Below are 17,386 nucleotides of genomic sequence, written 5' to 3' on the forward strand. Positions count from 1 at the left end.
CGCCGTTGGCTGACCCGATCCGGTCGGCCAACGGCCGCTCTGGTTCGGGGCTGCCACGCGTCTGGTTCCGGGCGGACCATGCGATCCAGCGCCCGACGAAGCTGCTCAACCGTGTGTGGTGATGCCGCCATCAACCGGGATGACGGTGCCAGTGAGGTAGGCACCGGCCCGGGACGCCAGGTAGATCGCCGTGCCGGCCATGTCGGCAGGACGACCGATTCGTCCCAGCGGCACCTGCTGAGCGATTGCAGCCCGGGTGGCCGGATCGTCCAGCGCGAAGGCCATCATCTTGCTGTCGAACGGGCCGGGCGCGATCGCGTTCACCGTGATGTGCTCTGGTGCGAGTTGATGGGCCAGCGTGCGGGTGAGCATATGGACCGCTGCTTTGGTAGCCGAATAGGCATAAACCTCCATCGCGGGAACCCGAATTCCGTCGACGGAACCAATATTGATCACGCGGGCTGGATCCTCGGCGTCCGCCGCGACCCGCAGCGCGGGCAACAGTGCCGTGGTCAGCCGAAAGACCGCTTTGACATTGACCGCCCAGAGCTTGTCGAACGCGACCTCCGGATACGCCTCCAGCGGCGCACCCCAGGTGGCCCCGGCATTGTTCACCAGCACGTCGAGTGCGGGCCCGTTCTCCCGTACCGCGTCGGTGAGACGATCCACTCCCTCCGTCGTCGACAGGTCCGCCGCAACCGAGATGCAGTTACCCACCGCCGACAGCTCCTCGGCTACGGCGGCACAGACATCCGCCTTCCGAGACGAGACGATCACGTCCGCGCCGGCTTCGACGAACCCTCGCGCGATCATCAGGCCGATGCCGCGCGAGCCCCCCGTGACCAGTACCTTCTTGCCCTCCACCGCGAACAGCCCCGGCATGGCCAACCTCTCCAGGAATCGTCTCCCTCGGCCCGACCGCACCGGCCGGTGCCAGCTCATGGTGGGCTGAACGTAGCCGCGACGATGACCGTCGACAAGCCGGAGCCTGTCCCGACCCTCGGGAGCCTTCCGGGCCGGACAGTTCTCGACACGGTGGGCACGGGGCGGGGCAGCCGCCCTGGCTGCGTACCGGGGGAGTTTGGTGGGGCATCGATCCGGGCACTTCTCCGAGCACCCCCGGTTGACAGTCATGAAGGGAGCACAGCCATGGGTCTGATGTTCCGCAAGCGCAAGAAGATCGGTCCACTGATCCTGAACTTCACCGAGAACGGCTTCTCCTCGTGGAGTGTGAAGTTGGGCCGCTGGTCCTGGAATTCCCGGGCTCGGGCTCATCGGGTCGACCTGCCCGGGCCGCTCTCCTGGAAGCAGGACAAGTCACGGGCCCGGTGACTCCGGGACCTTCACGACCGGGCCGGCTGCTCCGGTGACCTCGATGCGATGATCACGTCACCGGCCAGCCGGCCCGATTGCGGCTCGCGAGTGATCAGTCCGGCGTCGAGCAGCCCGGTCAACGCGGTGAGCGCATCAGTCGCCCGGTAGATCGTCTCCGCTGCGGTGAACTGCCGTAGTTCGGTCACCGAACCCGCGCCGACCTCGGTGAGCCGGTCCAGTAGCGTCCGGCGCAGTGGTTCGAGGGGTGGCTCCGGAGAGATCGCCGCCGGCTCCCCCGCCGGATCGCGCGGATCGCGGTACCGCACCCCGGTAGTACCGTCCATGGCCCACATGGCCTCCTTGAACGCGTCGAGGCTGCGGCCCAGTGAGGTGGCGAAGACAAGCAGTCGCGTGGCCCCGACGTCGACCAGTTCGACCGCGGTCACCAGGGGAAAGCCGGCGTCGGCCAGGATCCGGCGGTAATCCAGCTCTGCCCGGGCCTGCGCGCCGAGCACCAGCAGCACCTCACCGGGACGTCCGGCGGCGGCCACGGCCGCGAGCGTGTCAGCGCTGGGTGCCGCGCCGACCGTGGCGTCCAGATAGGCCAGTACGGGTGCACCGGCCGCACCAGCCGCTCGGAGGGTCACCGGCATTCGTTCGAGGTCACCGGCGACGAGGTGCACGCCCACCTCGGCTGGCAGCTCGGCTTGGGCCGCGCCGACGCGTACGGTGAGATCTTCGTCCGGCGCGGCGAGCGCGACCACGGTGAGCTGGCGGCCCCGCAGCGCCCCGGCGAACCGGGCGAAGACCCGGATCGTGGCTTCGGCGGTGCCCCGGTCGGATCCACCGTACGCCTGGGCGAACGTCGCCCGTCGGGATCGCCGCAGCGCCGTCGGAGTCCAGTGTTCGAGATGGCGGACGAGCAGGTCGCGCGGGACGGTGTTGATCGCTTCGACGGGCATGCTGTGGTTCTACCCTGGGTCGACGCCGTGTGTCACATCAGCTGACGAATCACAGCGGGTCGCACCAGCCGGGAACGGCTCCGGGTCACACCAGTTACCAACGGCACACCAGTTGCCAACGACGCCGGGTCAGACCGGCCGGGAGATGCCGACACCGCCCCGGGTCTGGCCGCCGTAGCGCTGCTTCTCCCGGGCCAGATCGAGCCGACCGATCCGTTTGCGGGCGGCCAGCGCCTGCTCGTCGAGTTCGTCGGCCGGGACCAGCCAGACGATCTCGAACTCCAGACCGTCCGGGTCGTGACCGTAGAGGCTCTTGGTGGTGCCATGGTCCGAGCTGCCGGAAAGGGCACCGGCCTCGGCCAGGCGATCGGCCAGCGCCGCCAGATCGTCCAGGGTGTCGACCTCCCAGGCGAGGTGGTAGAGGCCAACGCTGGTCCGGCCGGCTCCGGACGGGCCGGCGGCGGCACCGAGCTCGAACAGACCAAGGTCGTGATCGTTGGTCGAATCGGGTGCCTGGAGGAAGGCGGCACCGGTGAAGTTGTCCGGTGTCATCGGGATCAGCCGGAAGCCCAGGACGTCCCGATAGAACGCGATGCTCCGGGCAAGGTCGCGGACGAAGAGCACAGCGTGGTTGAGGCGGTGGATACCCATGCCGACTACGGTAGCGCAGATAATTGAGCGTTCAACTACCTGGTTATGATGGCAGACATGACGCGCTGGCTCGATGCCGACGAACAACGCACCTGGCGGGCGTTCCTGGCCGCGTCCCGGGCCCTGATGGACAGCCTCGACCGAGAGCTGCAACGGGACGCGGGGATGCCACACGCCTACTACGAGATTCTGGTCCGCCTCTCCGAGAGCACCGACCGGCAGCTCCGGATGAGCGACCTCGCCGAGTCGACCAACTCCTCCCGCAGCCGGCTCTCGCACGCCATCGCTCGGCTGGAGGAGGCGGGCTGGGTCCGGCGTGAGAGTTGCCCCAGCGACCGCCGGGGCGCGTTCGCCGTACTCACCGATCAGGGCTTCGAGGTGCTCGCCGCCGCCGCGCCCGGCCACGTCGAAGGAGTCCGTCGACACCTGTTCGACCAGCTCAGCCCCGCTCAGGTCGACCAACTCCGGCAGATCAGTGAGACATTGATGGACCATCTCGCCGCTGATCGACCGACATCATGACCAAATCGCGACTCAACGTCCCCTTGTACTGACCGTCGCCGGGCACGCACGATGAGGCGTGTCTTCCGGCCTCGACGACCTTCTCGCCCAGGCGCACGACCTCGTAGCCGCCGGCGATCTGGCCGGTGCCCAGGAGCTGCTCGGTGACGCGCTGAGCAATGCCGATCCTCGGCCCGGTCATGCCTCCCCCGACCTGGCCGAGGCGGCCAGCCTCCAGGCCAGGGTGTTGGTGACCCTTGGCGAACCGCACTCCGCCCGGGGATGGGCGGCATTCGCGTACGCGGCAGCCACCCGGCTGTACGGGCCTTCCGACCAACGAACGGTTGCCGCGGCGGCGACCCTGGCCGCCGTACTCCACCGGGTCGGCAACTACGCGCGGGCCGCCCGCCTCTACCAGGACGTGATCATCGAGCTGACCGCGACCGACGGTCCCGAATCACTCCGGGTCCTCGCCGCGCACGCCGACCTGGCCACCGTCGAGTACGCCCAGGGCGAGTGCGAAGTGGCCCGGGAGCGAATGGCCGACGCGTGGGAGATGCACCGCGAGGTGTACGGCGACGCCCACCTCAGCGGCATCAAGATGCTGGCCCGGCTCGGTGCCATGCAGCGGGACTGCGGACACTTCACCGAGGCCCACGAGCACCTCGCCCTGGCTCGGGAACTGTGCCGTACCGGTCTGCCGGCCGACCATCCGCTCGCGATCCAGGTGGCCGCGCTGGCCAGAGCCGCCGCCAACCCGGACCATGTCTGTGCCGAACCCACCCCCGCAGCAACGGTCCCGACGCCCCGGGTCTCCCCTGACGACTCGACCGACTGGTCGACGGACGAGCCGAGGCACTACGACGGCGCGGGACATGACAGCCCGGACCGCGACACCTTCGCTGAGCCGGCCGTCACCACCTCGACGATGCGACCCGGCCTGGCGGCCGAGGCCGGGTCTGTCGCTGGGTCCCGGGCGGTCCCTGAGGCCGAGCCGCCGGTCGAGCCGACCCTGCCGCCGGGCGTACCGCCGCTGGTTGGCGGCGATCCCGCCGGCGTACCGCCGCTGGTCGGCGACCCGACGGGCGACTATCCGCCATCGACGCGATCCAACGACGGTCAGCGCGGTTCCGACGGGGTGTATCGGGTGCGTAACCTGCCCGAGGTTCGCCGGACAACCCTGCCCGTGACGATCCCGCGCCCCCCGCAGCCGCCATCGCGCCGGAGACTGTCGATCGTCCTCGCCGGCCTGACGGTCGTAGTGCTCGGCGCGGCGGCCGTCATCGCGGGCTTCACCCTGGTCGACGACGCGGAGTCGGAGCCAACCGGTCCGGCGGCCAGCACCCCGCCCCCGGGGCCGGGGCCCACCGACCGAGCCGCCGCCCCACCCAGCGGCGTGGCGCTCCGAGACAACCGAGACAACGTGCTGCTGACCTGGATCTATCCGCCGGGTAGCGAGGGACCGGTGATCGTGTCCGGTAGCCGGGCCGGCCAGGAAACCCGGGCGTTCAAGGAGTTACCGGCCGGCAGCACCAGCTACACCGTCCCCAACCTGAGCCGAAGCAACAACTACTGCTTCACCATCACCATCGTCTACTCGGTGGATGTGGTGGCCCGGTCCGAATCGGTCTGCACCAGCCGGGCGGCTGGCTCGCCCACGGACTGACCGGCCTCGCCCAGGAGCTGACCGGGTTCACCCGTGCCCGGAGCCGGCCCGGTTACCGTCGAACGGCTCGTCCCACTCGCCGTCGAACGGCCCAGATCGCTCGATACCGAACGGCCCAGATCGCTCGCCGTCGAACGGCCCAGATCGCTCGATACCGAACGGCCCAGATCGCTCGGTGCCGGATGGGCCGGCAACCGTACCTGGACGCGCAGGCCGGGGTGGGCGTCCGACAGCTCCACCGTGCCGCCCTGGCGGCGGACCAGGTCCCGCACGATGGCCAGGCCCAGGCCGGAGCCGCCGGCGTCCCGCGCCCGCGCATCGTCCAGGCGGGTGAACCGGTCGAACACCCGCTCCCGGTCCTCGGCCGGGATGCCCGGCCCGTCGTCGGTCACGGTCACCACGTGGTACGTCGAATCACCCCGCACCGCATCGGTGGCGTGCAACGTCACCTCGCCACGGGCATGACGTACCGCGTTGTCCAGCAGGTTCGCCACCACCCGGGCCAGCGCGTCCCGCTCCCCCACCGTCCACAACGGATGACTGGGGGGCACCACCCCGACCGGGGGCGAGGGGTAACGGTCGGCGACCGCGACCAGCAACTCGCCCAACTCAACCAGCCCACTCGCCGCCCGGTGCCCCGAACCGGCGTCGTCCGCGCGGGCGAGCAGGAGCAGATCGTCGACGAGACGGCTCAGCCGTACGGTGTCGACAAGCAGGTCCTCGGCTACCGCCGACCAGTCGGTACGCGTACCGAGCCGCTGGGCGACCTCCAGCTGGGTCCGCATGTTCGCCAGCGGGCTGCGTAGCTCGTGGGCGGCGTCGGCGACGAAGGCCCGCTGCCGGGTACGGGCCGACTCCAGCCGGTCCAGCATGCCGTTGAGGGTCACCGCCAGCCGATGGATCTCGTCCCGGGAGTCCGGCACCGGCAGCCGGCCGCCCCGGGCACTGCCGGTGATCTCCTCCGCCCCGGTCCGCAGCGCCTCGACCGGCCGCAGGGTCGCCCCGACCACCCGCCAGGCCACCGTGGCGAGCGCCGCCACCAGCAGTGGAAAACTGATCAGCAGGATGGTCCGGACCATGTGCACGCTGTGCTTGACGTCCGCCATCGACTTGGCCACCAGCACGGTCTGCGGGTCATCCGCCGGACCGGCGGGCACGGCCACCACCCGTACGGGGCCGTTCATCCCGACTCGCTGACCGGAGAGGAACAGCCCGCCCCGGTCGCGGACCCGGGACAGCTCCGTCGGATTGAGCATCGGCACCAGCCGGTCGGCATCGATCGAGGCGGCCCTAATCCGGTTCCGATCGTCGACCACCTGGACCCGTACGTCACCGCCGGCCACCGGTAACGGATCGGGCAGGGCTTGGGCACCGGCCAGTCGTGCCACCGCGTCGGCGGTCTTGAACGCTTCGGTGTCCACGGTGCGTTGCAGCGCGTAACCCAGCGCGCCGATCAGCACCGCCCCGCCGACCGCCAGCCCGACAGTCAGCCCCACCACGGTGAGGATCATGAGCCGCGCGCGCAGGCCCTTCGTCAGGAAGAGCCTCTTCCTGACGCTTCTTGCAGTTGACGGGGCCCTTCCCCACCTCCGGGTCATGTCGCGAGCCGATAGCCGGCACCCCGCACGGTCTCCAACCGGTGCCGGCCGATCTTGCGGCGTAGGTAACCGATGTAGACCTCGACCGCGTTCGGCGCGGTATCCATGCTGGCGTCCCAGACGTGGTCGAGTAGTTCGGTCTTGGAGACCACCGCCCCGGCCCGACGGATCAGGTATTCCAGCAGCGCGTACTCCCGGGCGGTGAGATTGACCTCGGTGCCGTCGGAGACCACCCGCCGCTCGGCGGGATCGAGGCTGAGCTCGCCGACGGTGAGTACCGCCGGACGCTGCGGTGCCCCCCGCCGGAGCAGCGCGCGCAACCGGGCCAGCAGCACCACGTACGAGAAGGGTTTGGTGAGGTAGTCGTCAGCTCCGCAGTCCAGGCCGTCGGCCTGGTCGTACTCGCCGTCCTTGGCGGAGAGCATGAGTACGGGCAGCCAGTGTTCCTCGGCACGCAGTTGGCGTATCACCCGGTAACCGGAGAGGCCGGGCAGCATCACGTCGAGGATCATCGCGTCGTACCCGCCATGTCGGGCCAGGTCAAGCCCGGTGGGGCCGTCCCCGGCGACGTCGACCGCGAACCCCTCCGCCTGGAGACCGCGTTGCAGCGCGCGGGCCAGACGTACCTCGTCCTCCACCACCAGCAGTCGCACGAGCCAAGCGTGCCATCCGCCGTCGGGTCGCCCCAAGGGTTCTCAGCCCGATCACAGCCCACTACCGGCAGGATGGAGCAAGGAGGTGCACCATGTCAGTTTTCAGCTCCCGGCGGCTGTCCCGCTGGGTGATCCCGGCGACCGCGGCGGTGACGGTGATCGGTGGGGGTGCCGCGATCGGCACGTTCGCGGCGTCCGCCGATCCGAGTCTGCCGCCCCGCAGCGCGGCCCAACTGCTGGTCGATCTACAGACCGCACGGTTGGACGGATTGTCCGGCACTGTGGTGCAGCGCACCGACCTGGGTCTGCCGGGCCTACCCACCTCGGCTGGGCGGGGCAGCAGCGACCTGACCGCACTGGTCTCCGGCACGCACACGCTCCGCGTCTGGTACGCCGGACCGGATCAGGCCCGGGTCGCCCTGCTCGGCACCCTGGGCGAGAGTGACGTGATCCGCAACGGCGACGACCTGTGGTTCTGGAACAGTCGGACCGGTTCGGCGACGCATCGCAGCCTGTCCCTCGGCAGACCGTCGGGCGAACCAACCGACCGGCCGCTGCGCCCGGACGGACTGCCGGCAACCCCGCAGGAAGCCGCCGACCGGGCGCTGGCAGCGGTCGACCCGAGCACCGAGGTAACCGTGGGACGGTCGGCGAAGATCGCCGGGCGGGACGCCTACGAACTGGTGCTCGCTCCCCGGGACGGCGCGTCGCTGGTCGGCCAGGTCCGGATCGCGATCGACGCCCGGGAGTACGTACCGTTGCGGTTCGAGGTCTTCGCCAAGGGCACCGACCAGCCGGCGTTCGAGATGGCTTTCACCCAGGTCAGCTTCGACCGGCCCGACCCGGCGCAGTTCGCCTTCAACCCGCCGCCCGGCACCCGGGTGACCGAGCAGTCCGGGATACCGGAACGCGACCCCAAGGGGTCAGCCGCGCCGGGGCGCGGGCCGCAGCACCCCGACGGCTCGGATGCGCAGTGGCAGACCGACGGTACGGGGTGGACCACGGTCCTCGTCGCTCGTACCGCGCAGTCGGCTGACGGGGCACCGGCGGATCGGTTCGCGGGGCTGCTCGACCGGCTGCCCAAGGTCGACGGCGCCTGGGGCAGTGGCCGACTGCTGGCCGGCAACCTGTTCAGCGCGCTACTCACCGACGACGGTCGAATCCTGGTCGGTGCGGTTCGTCCCGAGCGGCTGTACGAGGTCGCTGCCGTCCGGAGGTGAAGCTCCGACCAGCCCGCGCGGTGGGGTCGAGGCTGCCTCAGGACGATAGCGGGCTGCTCAGGACGGTAGCCGCCACCCGATGGCGGCCAGGAGCGCCTGCGCGATGACCGCGTGGCCGGGCAGGTTGGGGTGGATCCGATCGTGCGCCCACTGCCCGGCCGACGTGGTGGCCAGTACCCGGTCGAAGGCACCCTGGGTGGGCACGTGGACGGCGTCGAACTCGGCGGCCAGGGCGTGGACGACCCGAAGGTAGTCGTCGGTCTGGGCACGCTGGGGCTCACCGTGATCAGGCTCGATCAGGTACGGGTCGACGAGGATCAACCGGCAGCCGGTGTTCTTGACGGCTCGGCTCAACAGGTCCCGCAGTGTCGACTCGTACTCCTCGATCGGCACCCCCTGGTCGGGCTGGTCGCCGAAGAACCGCCAGACGTCGTTGATGCCGATCTTCACCACCAGCCAGTCCGGCCGCTCGGCGAGCACGTCCCGTTCCCAACGGGTCGTCAGGTCGCGCACGGTGTCCCCGCTGACGCCCCGGTTGACCCAGGTCAGCCCCAATTCCGGGTAGGTCGCGGTCATCATCGCCCGGGTGAGGTTGACGTAGCCGTCGCCGTACGGGGCGGCCCGGTCGCGGCGACCACAGTCGGTGATGCTGTCGCCGACGAAGACGATGCGCTGCCCAGCCGAAAAGATCATGCCGCCGCTCCCCCTGCCTCATCGCCATCGCACACGCCCGCCACCGCTCGAATGGCCAGCGCACACGCTGCGCGCAGTCTTGGCCGGGCGGTGCGGAACGCGCTATTCTTCGTCGTTGCTAAACACAAAAAGAACGGCAAAGAATGCCGTTCTCGCGGGAATCCTATTTGATAGGGAGAAAGCTTGTCAAGCTACTCCGGCCACTCGACCGGGCCGCGCCTCGATGAGCAGATCGACGAAGTCGGTGTCGAGCAGGAACACGTCTCGCTGCTCTACCGTCGCCTCGACGACCTGCGCGAACAGGCGGCAAACCGGCTGTCCGAGGCGCTGCGCAACAGCGGCGGCACACAGCAGGAGCGGTCCCAGCGGGAAAGCACCGTGGCCATGTACACCAAGCAGGTCGAACAGTTCGGTGCCGTGGAGAGTGGCCTCTGCTTCGGTCGGCTCGACCTCGACAATGACGAGCGGCACTACATCGGCCGGATCGGGATCTTCGACGATGGCGACGACTACGCGCCGCTGTTGATGGACTGGCGGGCACCGGCCGCCCGCCCCTTCTACCTCGCCACCGCCGCCGCACCGCAGGGGGTACGACGCCGTCGGCACATCCGCACCCAGCAACGGAAGGTGACCGGCCTCAACGACGAAGTGCTGGACCTGACGTTGGCCCGGCACTCCGGACGGGACGACCTGACCGGTGAGGCGGCGCTCTTCGCCGCGCTGAACGCCGACCGCACCGGCCGGATGAGCGACATCGTGGAGACCATCCAGGCCGAGCAGGACCGGGTGATCCGGGCCGACCTGGCTGGCGCGCTGGTCGTACAGGGCGGACCGGGCACCGGCAAGACGGCGGTCGCGCTGCACCGCGCCGCGTACCTGCTCTACACCCACCGCCAACTGCTCTCCACCCGGGGCGTGCTGCTGGTCGGGCCGAACGACACCTTCCTGCGCTACATCTCCCAGGTGCTGCCCGCGCTCGCTGAGACCGGTGTGCTGCTGTCCACCCTCGGCGATCTCTATCCCGGAGTGACCGCGCGGCGCGCCGAATCGGCCGAGACCGCCGAGATCAAGGGCCGACCGGAGATGGTCGAGGTGCTGGCCGCCGCGGTACGGGACCGCCAGCGGCTGCCCGACGAACCGGTGGAGGTCGTGGTCGAACAGGACACCCTGTTGCTCGACCCACGGACCTGCGCCGAGGCACGGGACCGGGCCCGCCGGTCGGGTAAGCCGCACAACCTGGCTCGGGCGCTGTTCGAGGTCGAGATCATCCACGAGTTGGCTCGGCAGGTCGCCGAGCGGATCGGCGCTGATCCGCTCGGCGGGGAGAACCTGCTCGAGGAGGCCGACATCGCGGAGATCCGCCGGGAGCTACGGCAGGAACCGGAGGTGCTGGCCACCCTGGACTGGCTGTGGCCGGTGCTCACCCCGCAGCAGCTACTTGCCGGCCTCTATGCCTCGGACGATCGGCTGGCGAACGCCGCGCCCGAGCTGACCGAGGCGGAACGGCGGCTGCTGCGCCGCGAACCGAGGGGTGGATGGACACCGGCCGACGTACCGCTGCTCGACGAGGCAGCCGAACTGCTCGGCGCGGCCGACCGGGACATTCGGCCGCGGGCCGCACGGAGCCGCCAACAGCAGATCGAGTACGCCGAGGGCGTGCTCGACATCGCGCTGGGTTCCCGCTCGATCGACCTGGAAGACGAGGACGAGGGCGAGATCCTCTCGGTCACCGACCTGCTCGGGGCCGACACCCTGGCCGACCGGCAGGAGGACGGGGAGCGGCTGACCACGGCCCAGCGGGCGGCGGCCGACCGGAAATGGGCGTTCGGGCACGTCATCGTGGACGAGGCACAGGAGCTGTCGCCGATGGCCTGGCGGCTGCTGATGCGCCGCTGTCCCAGCCGGTCGATGACCCTGGTCGGCGACGTCGCGCAGACCGGGGCGTTGGCCGGCACCTCGTCGTGGCAGCGGACGCTGGAGCCGTACGTGGCGGATCGCTGGCGGCTGGAGGAGTTGACGGTCAGCTACCGTACGCCGGCCGAGATCATGTCGGTGGCGGCTGAGGTGCTGGCCGAGATCGACCCGACGCTGACCCCGCCCCACCCGGTACGGGAGACCGGCATCCCGCCCTGGGACGTATCGGTGCCCGTGGCCGAACTGGCCGACCGGCTCGTCGAGGCGGTCCACCGCGCGGCTGTCGAGGTGGGCGAGGGCCGGGTCGGGGTGATCGTGCCCGACAGCCGGGTCGACGAGCTGGGTCGGGCCGTCACCGCCGCCCGGCCCGAGGTGGTGGTGGGCGAACAGCCGGAGCTGGTCAACCCGGTGGTGCTGCTGACCGTGGCACAGGCCAAGGGGCTGGAGTTCGACACGGTTCTGGTGGTCGAGCCGGAGCGGATCGTCGCGGAGTCCCCTCGGGGTCGCAACGACCTGTACGTGGCGCTGACCCGGGCGACCCAGCGGCTGGGCGTACTACGGACGGCCTGAGGTTCTTTCCATCGGTGACAGCACCACGAGGTCCGGTAGAACCAGGAGGTGCCTACCCGCATCTCGCGGGTAGGCACTTCCTGGACCTGCGCTCCTCGGGGACCCGGACCCTGGCCCTGATCAGCCCTTGATCCGATACGGAACCAGTGAGGAAAGTCAGCCGTCCTTGCTCGCCACGGTCAGGGAGTGGCAGTTGTACGGCGTGCCGGCGTTGCCCTTGACGGAACAGACCTTCAGTCCGACCCGCTGGCCAGCCTTGACGTTGCCGAACGGATCCCAGGTCACCTTGGAGTTCGCGCCGTTTCCGTTGTACTTGCCGCCGAGGTACTCGCCATCCAGCCAGGCCCAGGCCTTCACCCCGGCAGAGTCGCCACAGTTGTCCTTGATTTCAAGGTAGTCGTCGTTGTTGCCGCCTCCCGGCGCACCGGGACCGTAGTCGACGAAGCGAACCGTGCCGGCGGCCAGGTTGGAGTTGGAGCAGCCGCTCGGCCAGGTCGTGTGGATCCACCACGTATCGTCCACGGCCGCGCTGGCCGGGGCGGCGGCGGCGAGTAGGCCACCAAGTACCACCGCAGCCACGACGGTCGACTTCGCAAGCAGGCGTGACGCCCGAATCTTCACATACACCTCATCTTCTGCCACCTTGCGCGATGGCTGCCGTACTTCTTCCATGTCGGAAACACTCAGGTCACGCGACCAAATGACGATCCAGCGAAGACTGATACCGCTGCGATCCGACGACACGATGCTATGAGCGCGCGGTCGACGAAACGTCAAACCAGGGTTTGATCTTCGGTACAACCGCAGTTGCAGCCGGGTTTCGTGGCGACCCGCCCGTGGAACATGACCGCCACGCCGTCGGCGACTACCTTAAGTGGTCGGACGAGCGCGGTGAGCTAGTGGAGTTTCCTCCTGGGCATCGTCGCTCCATGAACGCGCCGAGATCGATGACCGCTCCCACCCACCGGAGGCACGTTGATGACCGACACCGCCACCGAAACCACATCTGGTGCCGCCCCCGGCCAGCGCGGCCCGGATCGGGGGGATTCGGTACTGCCGGAGCTACGGGCAACGTGGTGGGAGACGGGGGTGCGGGCGCGGGCGGAGGCGGGCGTGTTCACTGTGTTCGCCGAACTGCCCCGGCTGGTCGCCCAGGCCGTCACGACCAGCTGGCGGGCGGACCGGGTGCGCACCTGCGTGGTCGCGGGCGCCACGATCGGTGCCGGGGCAATGGCGGCGTTCGGGCTGTTGGCGACGCAGCGGGTCCTGATGGAGCTGTTCGCGGGCGGACCGACCGCGGACAAGATGGTCGCGGCACTGCCCGCGCTCGCCGCGCTGGCCGGGGCCACCGCCCTCCGTGCGGGGATGGGGATCGCCACCGGATACGCCTTGAACGGCCTGACCCCTCGGGTGAGTCGGGTGGTGGAGCGAAGGCTGTTCGAGATGACGACGGAGGTACGGCTGGGGGCGTTCGACGCCGACGCGTTCGCCGACGACATGGAACGGGCCACCCGGGGCACGGACTCGGCCATCTCCCTGGTGCCGGCGTCGACGAACCTGCTCGCCAGTCTGGTTGGCCTGGTCGCGGTCGGGATCGCGGTCGTGGTGATCCACCCGCTGCTACTGGTGGCGTTACTGGTCGCGACGCTGCCGAACGCGTGGGCATCCCTGCGGGCAGGTCACCTCCGGCACCAGACCTACACCGCCGGTTCGGTGCGGCGACGCCGCTTGTGGCTGTTGCAGCGGCTGATGGCCGAACGGACATCTGCCCCCGAACTACGCTCGTACGGGCTGCGCCGGTTCCTGCTGAACCAGTACGACCGCGTGATGGACGTGGAGACCGACATCGAACTGGACCTCGCCCGCCGGGTCACCACGACCACCACCGTCGGGTCGATGATCGGGGGTGTCGCGACCGGTGCGGTGTACGTCCTGCTCGGACTGCTGCTGATCGACGGGCAGATCCCGCTCGCCGCTGCGGCAACCTGCGTGGTCGCGGTCCAGGCCGCACAGCGCGCCCTGGCCACCCTCACCTTCCAGATCGACCGGGTCTACACCGAAGGGCAGCACTTCGGCGACTACACCGGCTTCATGACCCGCGCCGCCGCCTACCTGCCCGAGCCCGCTGCCGCTCGCGGCAGCGGCAGCGGCGGCGCGAGCGGACCTGCCGCGCCCAGCCCGCTTCACGAGCTGACGGTCCGTGACGTCAGCCTGAACTACCCTGACCGGGACACCCCCGCTATCGACGGCGTGACCCTGACCATCAGGGCAGGACAGACGGTCGCGTTCGTCGGAGAGAACGGCTCAGGCAAGTCCACCCTCGCGGCGATGATCGCCACCCTTCGCACCCCTACCGCAGGCACCATCTGCTGGAACGGCCGGTCCTTGGCGCACTGGGAGATCGACGAACTACGGTCGCGCATCGCCGTGATCACTCAGGAGTACCACAAATGGCCGTTCACGGCGGCGACGAACATCGCCCTCGGTGACGTGGACAGCGAGGCCCGCCAGGACCGGATCGAGGCGGCTGCCGGCCGCGCCGTCGCCCACGACATGATCCAGGACCTACCGTACGGGTACGAGACGCTGCTCGACCGCACCTTCGCCAACGGGCAGGACCTCTCCGGGGGACAGTGGCAACGCATCACCGCCGCCCGTGGTTTCCTCCGCGACGCGGAACTGTTGATCATGGATGAGCCGTCCTCGGCACTCGATCCTCGCGCCGAGGACGCCCTGTTCCAGGCCATCCGCGACCGACAGGGGCAGGCGACGACCATCCTCATCACACACCGACTGGCCAACGTTCGCCATGCCGACCGGATCTTCGTACTGCATCACGGCAGGTTGGTCGAAGCCGGCAGCCACGACGAACTCATCGCCGCGGGTGGCCGCTACGCCGAACTTTTCGCCCTCCAGGCCGCCGGATACGACGTCGCCCCGTCCACCAGCGTCCCGCCCCCGCAACAGCGCTAGTTGGTGTGGGTGGACTGGTCGCTGGTGGCCCCACCCGTCGGGGTGCCCAGGCCGCCGGTGGTCGCGTCCCCGGTGGTGGTGGGTGCGACATCGCCGCCGGGGGCTCGGGGACGTCGCCGGACGCTGGCTGGCCCGGCGGTGCCGCCGGTGGTGGTGACCACGCCGCGATTCCGGGTCGGCCCGCCGTCGCGGAGGACCTCCGGCCCGACCGCCGCGTCCGCGATGTCCTCCTCCTCGTGGTCCTGCACCTCCTGCCACTCATCGGTGGCCGGCAGGGTCACCTCCGCCGCCGCACCCGGGGCGTAGTCGCTGTCGCCGCCGCCGAGCCGTTCTGCGGCTCGACGCCTCGATTCGCGCTTCTCGTCGTCCTCGCGCACGTCCACCACCTCGCCGGATCGTCGTTCCCGCTGCCTCCCCGCGAACGGATCGACTAAACGCGGTGGCGATGTCCGGTTCTGCGGTGATCATCCTGGTCGCCCCCGGGGCGGCACGCTCTCGCCGGCCCGCTGATCCGACTACTCGTCGAAACCCTCGTCGCCGCCGTCGTCGTCGAACATGCCGTCCATCATCTCCCCGGCGATCATGCCGCCGGCAAAGCCGAGCGCGGCACCGCCGACAACGGCACCCATGCCGGGCCCCCGGCCGCGCCCACCGTGGTGTCCCTGGTGGCCGTGGAAGGACGGAGCGCCGTGGTGGAACTGGTTGCCGGGATGGAACTGGTTGCCGTAGTGGGTGACCATCTGGCTGATCCAACCGTCGACCAGCCGGGTCCAGTCGACCTGGTCGACGTTGGCGTGCTCGACGACGTACCGGCCGAAGGTGTCGTGGCTGCCGCCGAACATCCCGCCCCGCCGGTCGCACTCGATGACCACGTCGACGGTGTGCGGGTTGGTGACGAAGGTGACCTCGACCTCCTTGATCGCGTGCGCGTACTGCGGCGCGGCGAAGAACTCGATCTCCTGGTAGAAGGGCAGCGTCTGCCGTACGCCCCGGATGTGCCCACGCTCCACGTCGGCCTTCTTGAACTGGAAGCCGAGCCGGGAGAACGCCTCCAGGATCTTCTCGTGCACCGGCAGCGGGTGCACGGAGACCAGATCGAGGTCGCTCTTGTCCACCGCGCGGGCCACCGCCAACTCGGTACGCAGACCCATGGTCATGCCGCGCAGGCGCTGGCCGTAGACGTCGGTGATCGGCGTCTCCCACGGAACCGGCAACTGGAACGGGATGGACATCTGCTGGCCCGGGGCCAGCTGCATCGCACCAGCCACCGGCATCCGGTGGAATTCCATCACCCCGGTGTACTCGCTGCCACCACCCTCGACCTCGACCTGGGTCACCAACGCCAGGCTGATCTGTTCGATCCGGGCCTCGGTCTCGCCGCCACGCAGGTTGACGTGTCCATCGAGGAAAAGCCCCGGCCGGGTGTTCGGGTTGGACAGCACGGTGTCCACGGTCGGGCCACCAACCCCGAACGCACTCAACATCTTCTTGAAGACCATCGGGTTACTCCCTGTAGCGGGCGCTGGTTGCGCGACGAACTCCGGGCGGTAGCGTCCATGACAGAGCGACACACCTCGGGCGAACCCTACCGATCGGAGCTGAGAGGTCGCTGAAGGCACCGACACCGCCGTCGACCAGCGTACGAGCAACCGGAAGGGCGGGTCGGGGTGCCCGACCCGCCCTTCGATCACCTGATTCAGGCCGCAGCCTTCCAGGCCTGCAGGTTGTTGAACCGCGCCTCGGTGATCCGAGTGGCGTGGTTGTAGGTGTTGTGCGGATATGCGTCGTGCGGGAAACCGTAGGCGTGAATCGCCATCGAGCAGTAGCCGACACAGAAGGAACTACCGGCTGCACGGTTCTGGTAGACCGCACTTCCGCTCATTCCGCCAATGGTGTCGTTGGTGTAGAAGATCTGATTAGTCTGGCTGACCGCGACCGTGCGGGAAACCGAATCCCCCCGCCATTGCTGACCAAAGGGCTTGTCGCCCGGGTAGCCATTGATCAGGGTGCTGGTGCCGGCCAGGCTCGCCGACTGCCACCAGTATCCGAACCAGCCCGTGGTGTTGCCGATGGTGCAGTTCAGCTTGAGCGCACCGTAGTCGAACTCCTCGTTACCATCGGTCGTCCAGCCGGTCACCGAGTGCATCCGGCGAACGGTGCACGAGCCGTACGGGGTGGACGAGCCGTCCCGGCCCGGCCAGACCGCCAGACCGCTGTACCAGGAACCGCTGCTACCGCCACTGTGCACGCAGTGACCTGCCGTGGCGACGATGTCCGGCCCGTAGAGCCAGCCGGTGCAGTGAGCCGCGCCGTTGCGGGTGATCTGCACGACCGCCCGAGCCGGGAACGACGTCGCCGGACTGATCCGGATCCGGTTGTCCGGACCGTAGATCGACTCGATGCCGATCGCCGTGTTGGACGCGCCACTCGGCGCGGTCGCGTTCGGGTCGAGCACCTTGCCGTTACCAGCGAAGCTGGACTCCCCCCGGACCGAGGCGCGCGCCGCCACCGAGACGTTGACGCCGTCGCTGGCCGTCGGCGCCTCCGGACGGGCCGACGGCTTCGCCGCGCTGGCCGGAGCCGTCGCACCGGCCAGCGCCGCCGTCGACAGCAACAGGGCCGCCGCCAGGCTACGCAGCCCGACCCGCCCTATTCCTCTTCGTACGTACAT

The 17,386-nt window shown here is 69.5% G+C and carries 15 protein-coding genes and 1 pseudogene; 6 read left to right on the forward strand and 10 right to left on the reverse strand.

Features of this window, described 5'->3' with window-relative positions; all coding sequences use genetic code 11:
• Positions 1-105: 105 nt before the first annotated feature.
• Positions 106-882, reverse strand: coding sequence for an SDR family oxidoreductase (locus tag FHR38_RS02870; RefSeq protein ID WP_184532529.1), 777 nt, complete (start codon positions 880-882; stop codon positions 106-108).
• Positions 883-1,149: 267 nt separating this feature from the next.
• Here FHR38_RS02870 and FHR38_RS02875 point away from each other — a divergent pair, with 267 nt between their 5' ends.
• Positions 1,150-1,332 (forward strand): DUF4236 domain-containing protein, encoded by a 183-nt coding sequence (locus FHR38_RS02875; RefSeq protein WP_184532531.1) that lies wholly within the window; start codon positions 1,150-1,152, stop codon positions 1,330-1,332.
• 11 nt (positions 1,333-1,343) lie between these two features.
• On the opposite strand, the gene FHR38_RS02880 is transcribed toward FHR38_RS02875, so the two are convergent.
• Together FHR38_RS02880 and FHR38_RS02885 are read right to left on the reverse strand one after the other, a co-directional pair.
• A complete protein-coding gene (locus FHR38_RS02880) occupies positions 1,344-2,276 on the reverse strand; it encodes a hypothetical protein (protein WP_184532533.1) in 933 nt (310 codons plus the stop codon).
• 129 nt (positions 2,277-2,405) lie between these two features.
• On the reverse strand, positions 2,406-2,927 hold the full coding sequence (locus FHR38_RS02885; RefSeq protein ID WP_184532535.1) for a VOC family protein: 522 nt from the start codon (positions 2,925-2,927) through the stop codon (positions 2,406-2,408).
• Between the two features lie 48 nt (positions 2,928-2,975).
• On the opposite strand from FHR38_RS02885, the gene FHR38_RS02890 reads away from it, so the two are divergent.
• Together FHR38_RS02890 and FHR38_RS02895 are read left to right on the forward strand one after the other, a co-directional pair.
• The gene (locus FHR38_RS02890) at positions 2,976-3,449 is read left to right on the forward strand and encodes a MarR family winged helix-turn-helix transcriptional regulator (RefSeq protein ID WP_184532537.1); all 474 of its coding nucleotides are present in this window, start codon (positions 2,976-2,978) and stop codon (positions 3,447-3,449) included.
• A gap of 58 nt (positions 3,450-3,507) precedes the next feature.
• Complete coding sequence (locus tag FHR38_RS02895; RefSeq protein ID WP_184532538.1) at positions 3,508-5,094, forward strand: tetratricopeptide repeat protein; 1,587 nt, start codon at positions 3,508-3,510, stop codon at positions 5,092-5,094.
• A 179-nt stretch (positions 5,095-5,273) separates the two neighbouring features.
• Here FHR38_RS02895 and FHR38_RS02900 read toward each other — a convergent pair.
• Both FHR38_RS02900 and FHR38_RS02905 read right to left on the reverse strand, forming a co-directional pair.
• Positions 5,274-6,605: pseudogene (locus FHR38_RS02900) on the reverse strand (ATP-binding protein); the annotation flags it as partial.
• A gap of 83 nt (positions 6,606-6,688) precedes the next feature.
• Positions 6,689-7,345, reverse strand: coding sequence for a response regulator transcription factor (locus FHR38_RS02905; protein ID WP_184532540.1), 657 nt, complete (start codon positions 7,343-7,345; stop codon positions 6,689-6,691).
• Positions 7,346-7,437: 92 nt separating this feature from the next.
• Here FHR38_RS02905 and FHR38_RS02910 point away from each other — a divergent pair, with 92 nt between their 5' ends.
• The gene (locus FHR38_RS02910; RefSeq protein ID WP_184532541.1) at positions 7,438-8,565 is read left to right on the forward strand and encodes a LolA family protein; all 1,128 of its coding nucleotides are present in this window, start codon (positions 7,438-7,440) and stop codon (positions 8,563-8,565) included.
• A 57-nt stretch (positions 8,566-8,622) separates the two neighbouring features.
• On the opposite strand, the gene FHR38_RS02915 is transcribed toward FHR38_RS02910, so the two are convergent.
• The gene (locus FHR38_RS02915) at positions 8,623-9,258 is read right to left on the reverse strand and encodes an SGNH/GDSL hydrolase family protein (RefSeq protein ID WP_184532542.1); all 636 of its coding nucleotides are present in this window, start codon (positions 9,256-9,258) and stop codon (positions 8,623-8,625) included.
• 183 nt (positions 9,259-9,441) lie between these two features.
• Between FHR38_RS02915 and FHR38_RS02920 the strand changes: the two genes are divergently transcribed.
• Positions 9,442-11,742, forward strand: coding sequence for a HelD family protein (locus tag FHR38_RS02920; RefSeq protein WP_184532543.1), 2,301 nt, complete (start codon positions 9,442-9,444; stop codon positions 11,740-11,742).
• A 156-nt stretch (positions 11,743-11,898) separates the two neighbouring features.
• Here the strand turns inward: FHR38_RS02920 and FHR38_RS02925 are convergent, their stop codons facing one another.
• Positions 11,899-12,486: a hypothetical protein gene (locus FHR38_RS02925; protein ID WP_184532544.1), complete on the reverse strand. Its 588-nt coding sequence runs from the start codon at positions 12,484-12,486 to the stop codon at positions 11,899-11,901.
• Between the two features lie 234 nt (positions 12,487-12,720).
• On the opposite strand from FHR38_RS02925, the gene FHR38_RS02930 reads away from it, so the two are divergent.
• Entirely contained in the window at positions 12,721-14,715 is a 1,995-nt protein-coding gene (locus FHR38_RS02930) for an ABC transporter ATP-binding protein (RefSeq protein WP_184532546.1), read from the forward strand.
• Here the strand turns inward: FHR38_RS02930 and FHR38_RS02935 are convergent.
• The 3 genes from FHR38_RS02935 to FHR38_RS02945 all read right to left on the reverse strand — a co-directional run bounded on the left by FHR38_RS02935 (position 14,712) and on the right by FHR38_RS02945 (position 17,386).
• A complete protein-coding gene (locus FHR38_RS02935) occupies positions 14,712-15,092 on the reverse strand; it encodes a hypothetical protein (protein WP_184532547.1) in 381 nt (126 codons plus the stop codon). The genes FHR38_RS02930 and FHR38_RS02935 overlap by 4 nt on opposite strands.
• A gap of 138 nt (positions 15,093-15,230) precedes the next feature.
• Complete coding sequence (locus FHR38_RS02940) at positions 15,231-16,214, reverse strand: sporulation protein (protein ID WP_184532548.1); 984 nt, start codon at positions 16,212-16,214, stop codon at positions 15,231-15,233.
• A 197-nt stretch (positions 16,215-16,411) separates the two neighbouring features.
• Positions 16,412-17,386, reverse strand: a complete 975-nt coding sequence (locus tag FHR38_RS02945) for a trypsin-like serine peptidase (RefSeq protein ID WP_184532549.1) — start codon at positions 17,384-17,386, stop codon at positions 16,412-16,414.

The sequence above is a fragment of the Micromonospora polyrhachis genome, from assembly GCF_014203835.1.
Classification (GTDB): domain Bacteria; phylum Actinomycetota; class Actinomycetes; order Mycobacteriales; family Micromonosporaceae; genus Micromonospora_H; species Micromonospora_H polyrhachis.

Coding starts and splice junctions, on each gene's coding strand:
- FHR38_RS02870 (WP_184532529.1), bottom strand. CDS start 882: ATGCCGGGGCTGTTCGCGGTGGAGGGCAAGAAGGTACTGGTCACGGGG.
- FHR38_RS02875 (WP_184532531.1), top strand. CDS start 1,150: ATGGGTCTGATGTTCCGCAAGCGCAAGAAGATCGGTCCACTGATCCTG.
- FHR38_RS02880 (WP_184532533.1), bottom strand. CDS start 2,276: ATGCCCGTCGAAGCGATCAACACCGTCCCGCGCGACCTGCTCGTCCGC.
- FHR38_RS02885 (WP_184532535.1), bottom strand. CDS start 2,927: ATGGGTATCCACCGCCTCAACCACGCTGTGCTCTTCGTCCGCGACCTT.
- FHR38_RS02890 (WP_184532537.1), top strand. CDS start 2,976: ATGGCAGACATGACGCGCTGGCTCGATGCCGACGAACAACGCACCTGG.
- FHR38_RS02910 (WP_184532541.1), top strand. CDS start 7,438: ATGTCAGTTTTCAGCTCCCGGCGGCTGTCCCGCTGGGTGATCCCGGCG.
- FHR38_RS02915 (WP_184532542.1), bottom strand. CDS start 9,258: ATGATCTTTTCGGCTGGGCAGCGCATCGTCTTCGTCGGCGACAGCATC.
- FHR38_RS02930 (WP_184532546.1), top strand. CDS start 12,721: ATGACCGACACCGCCACCGAAACCACATCTGGTGCCGCCCCCGGCCAG.
- FHR38_RS02940 (WP_184532548.1), bottom strand. CDS start 16,214: ATGGTCTTCAAGAAGATGTTGAGTGCGTTCGGGGTTGGTGGCCCGACC.
- FHR38_RS02945 (WP_184532549.1), bottom strand. CDS start 17,386: ATGTACGTACGAAGAGGAATAGGGCGGGTCGGGCTGCGTAGCCTGGCG.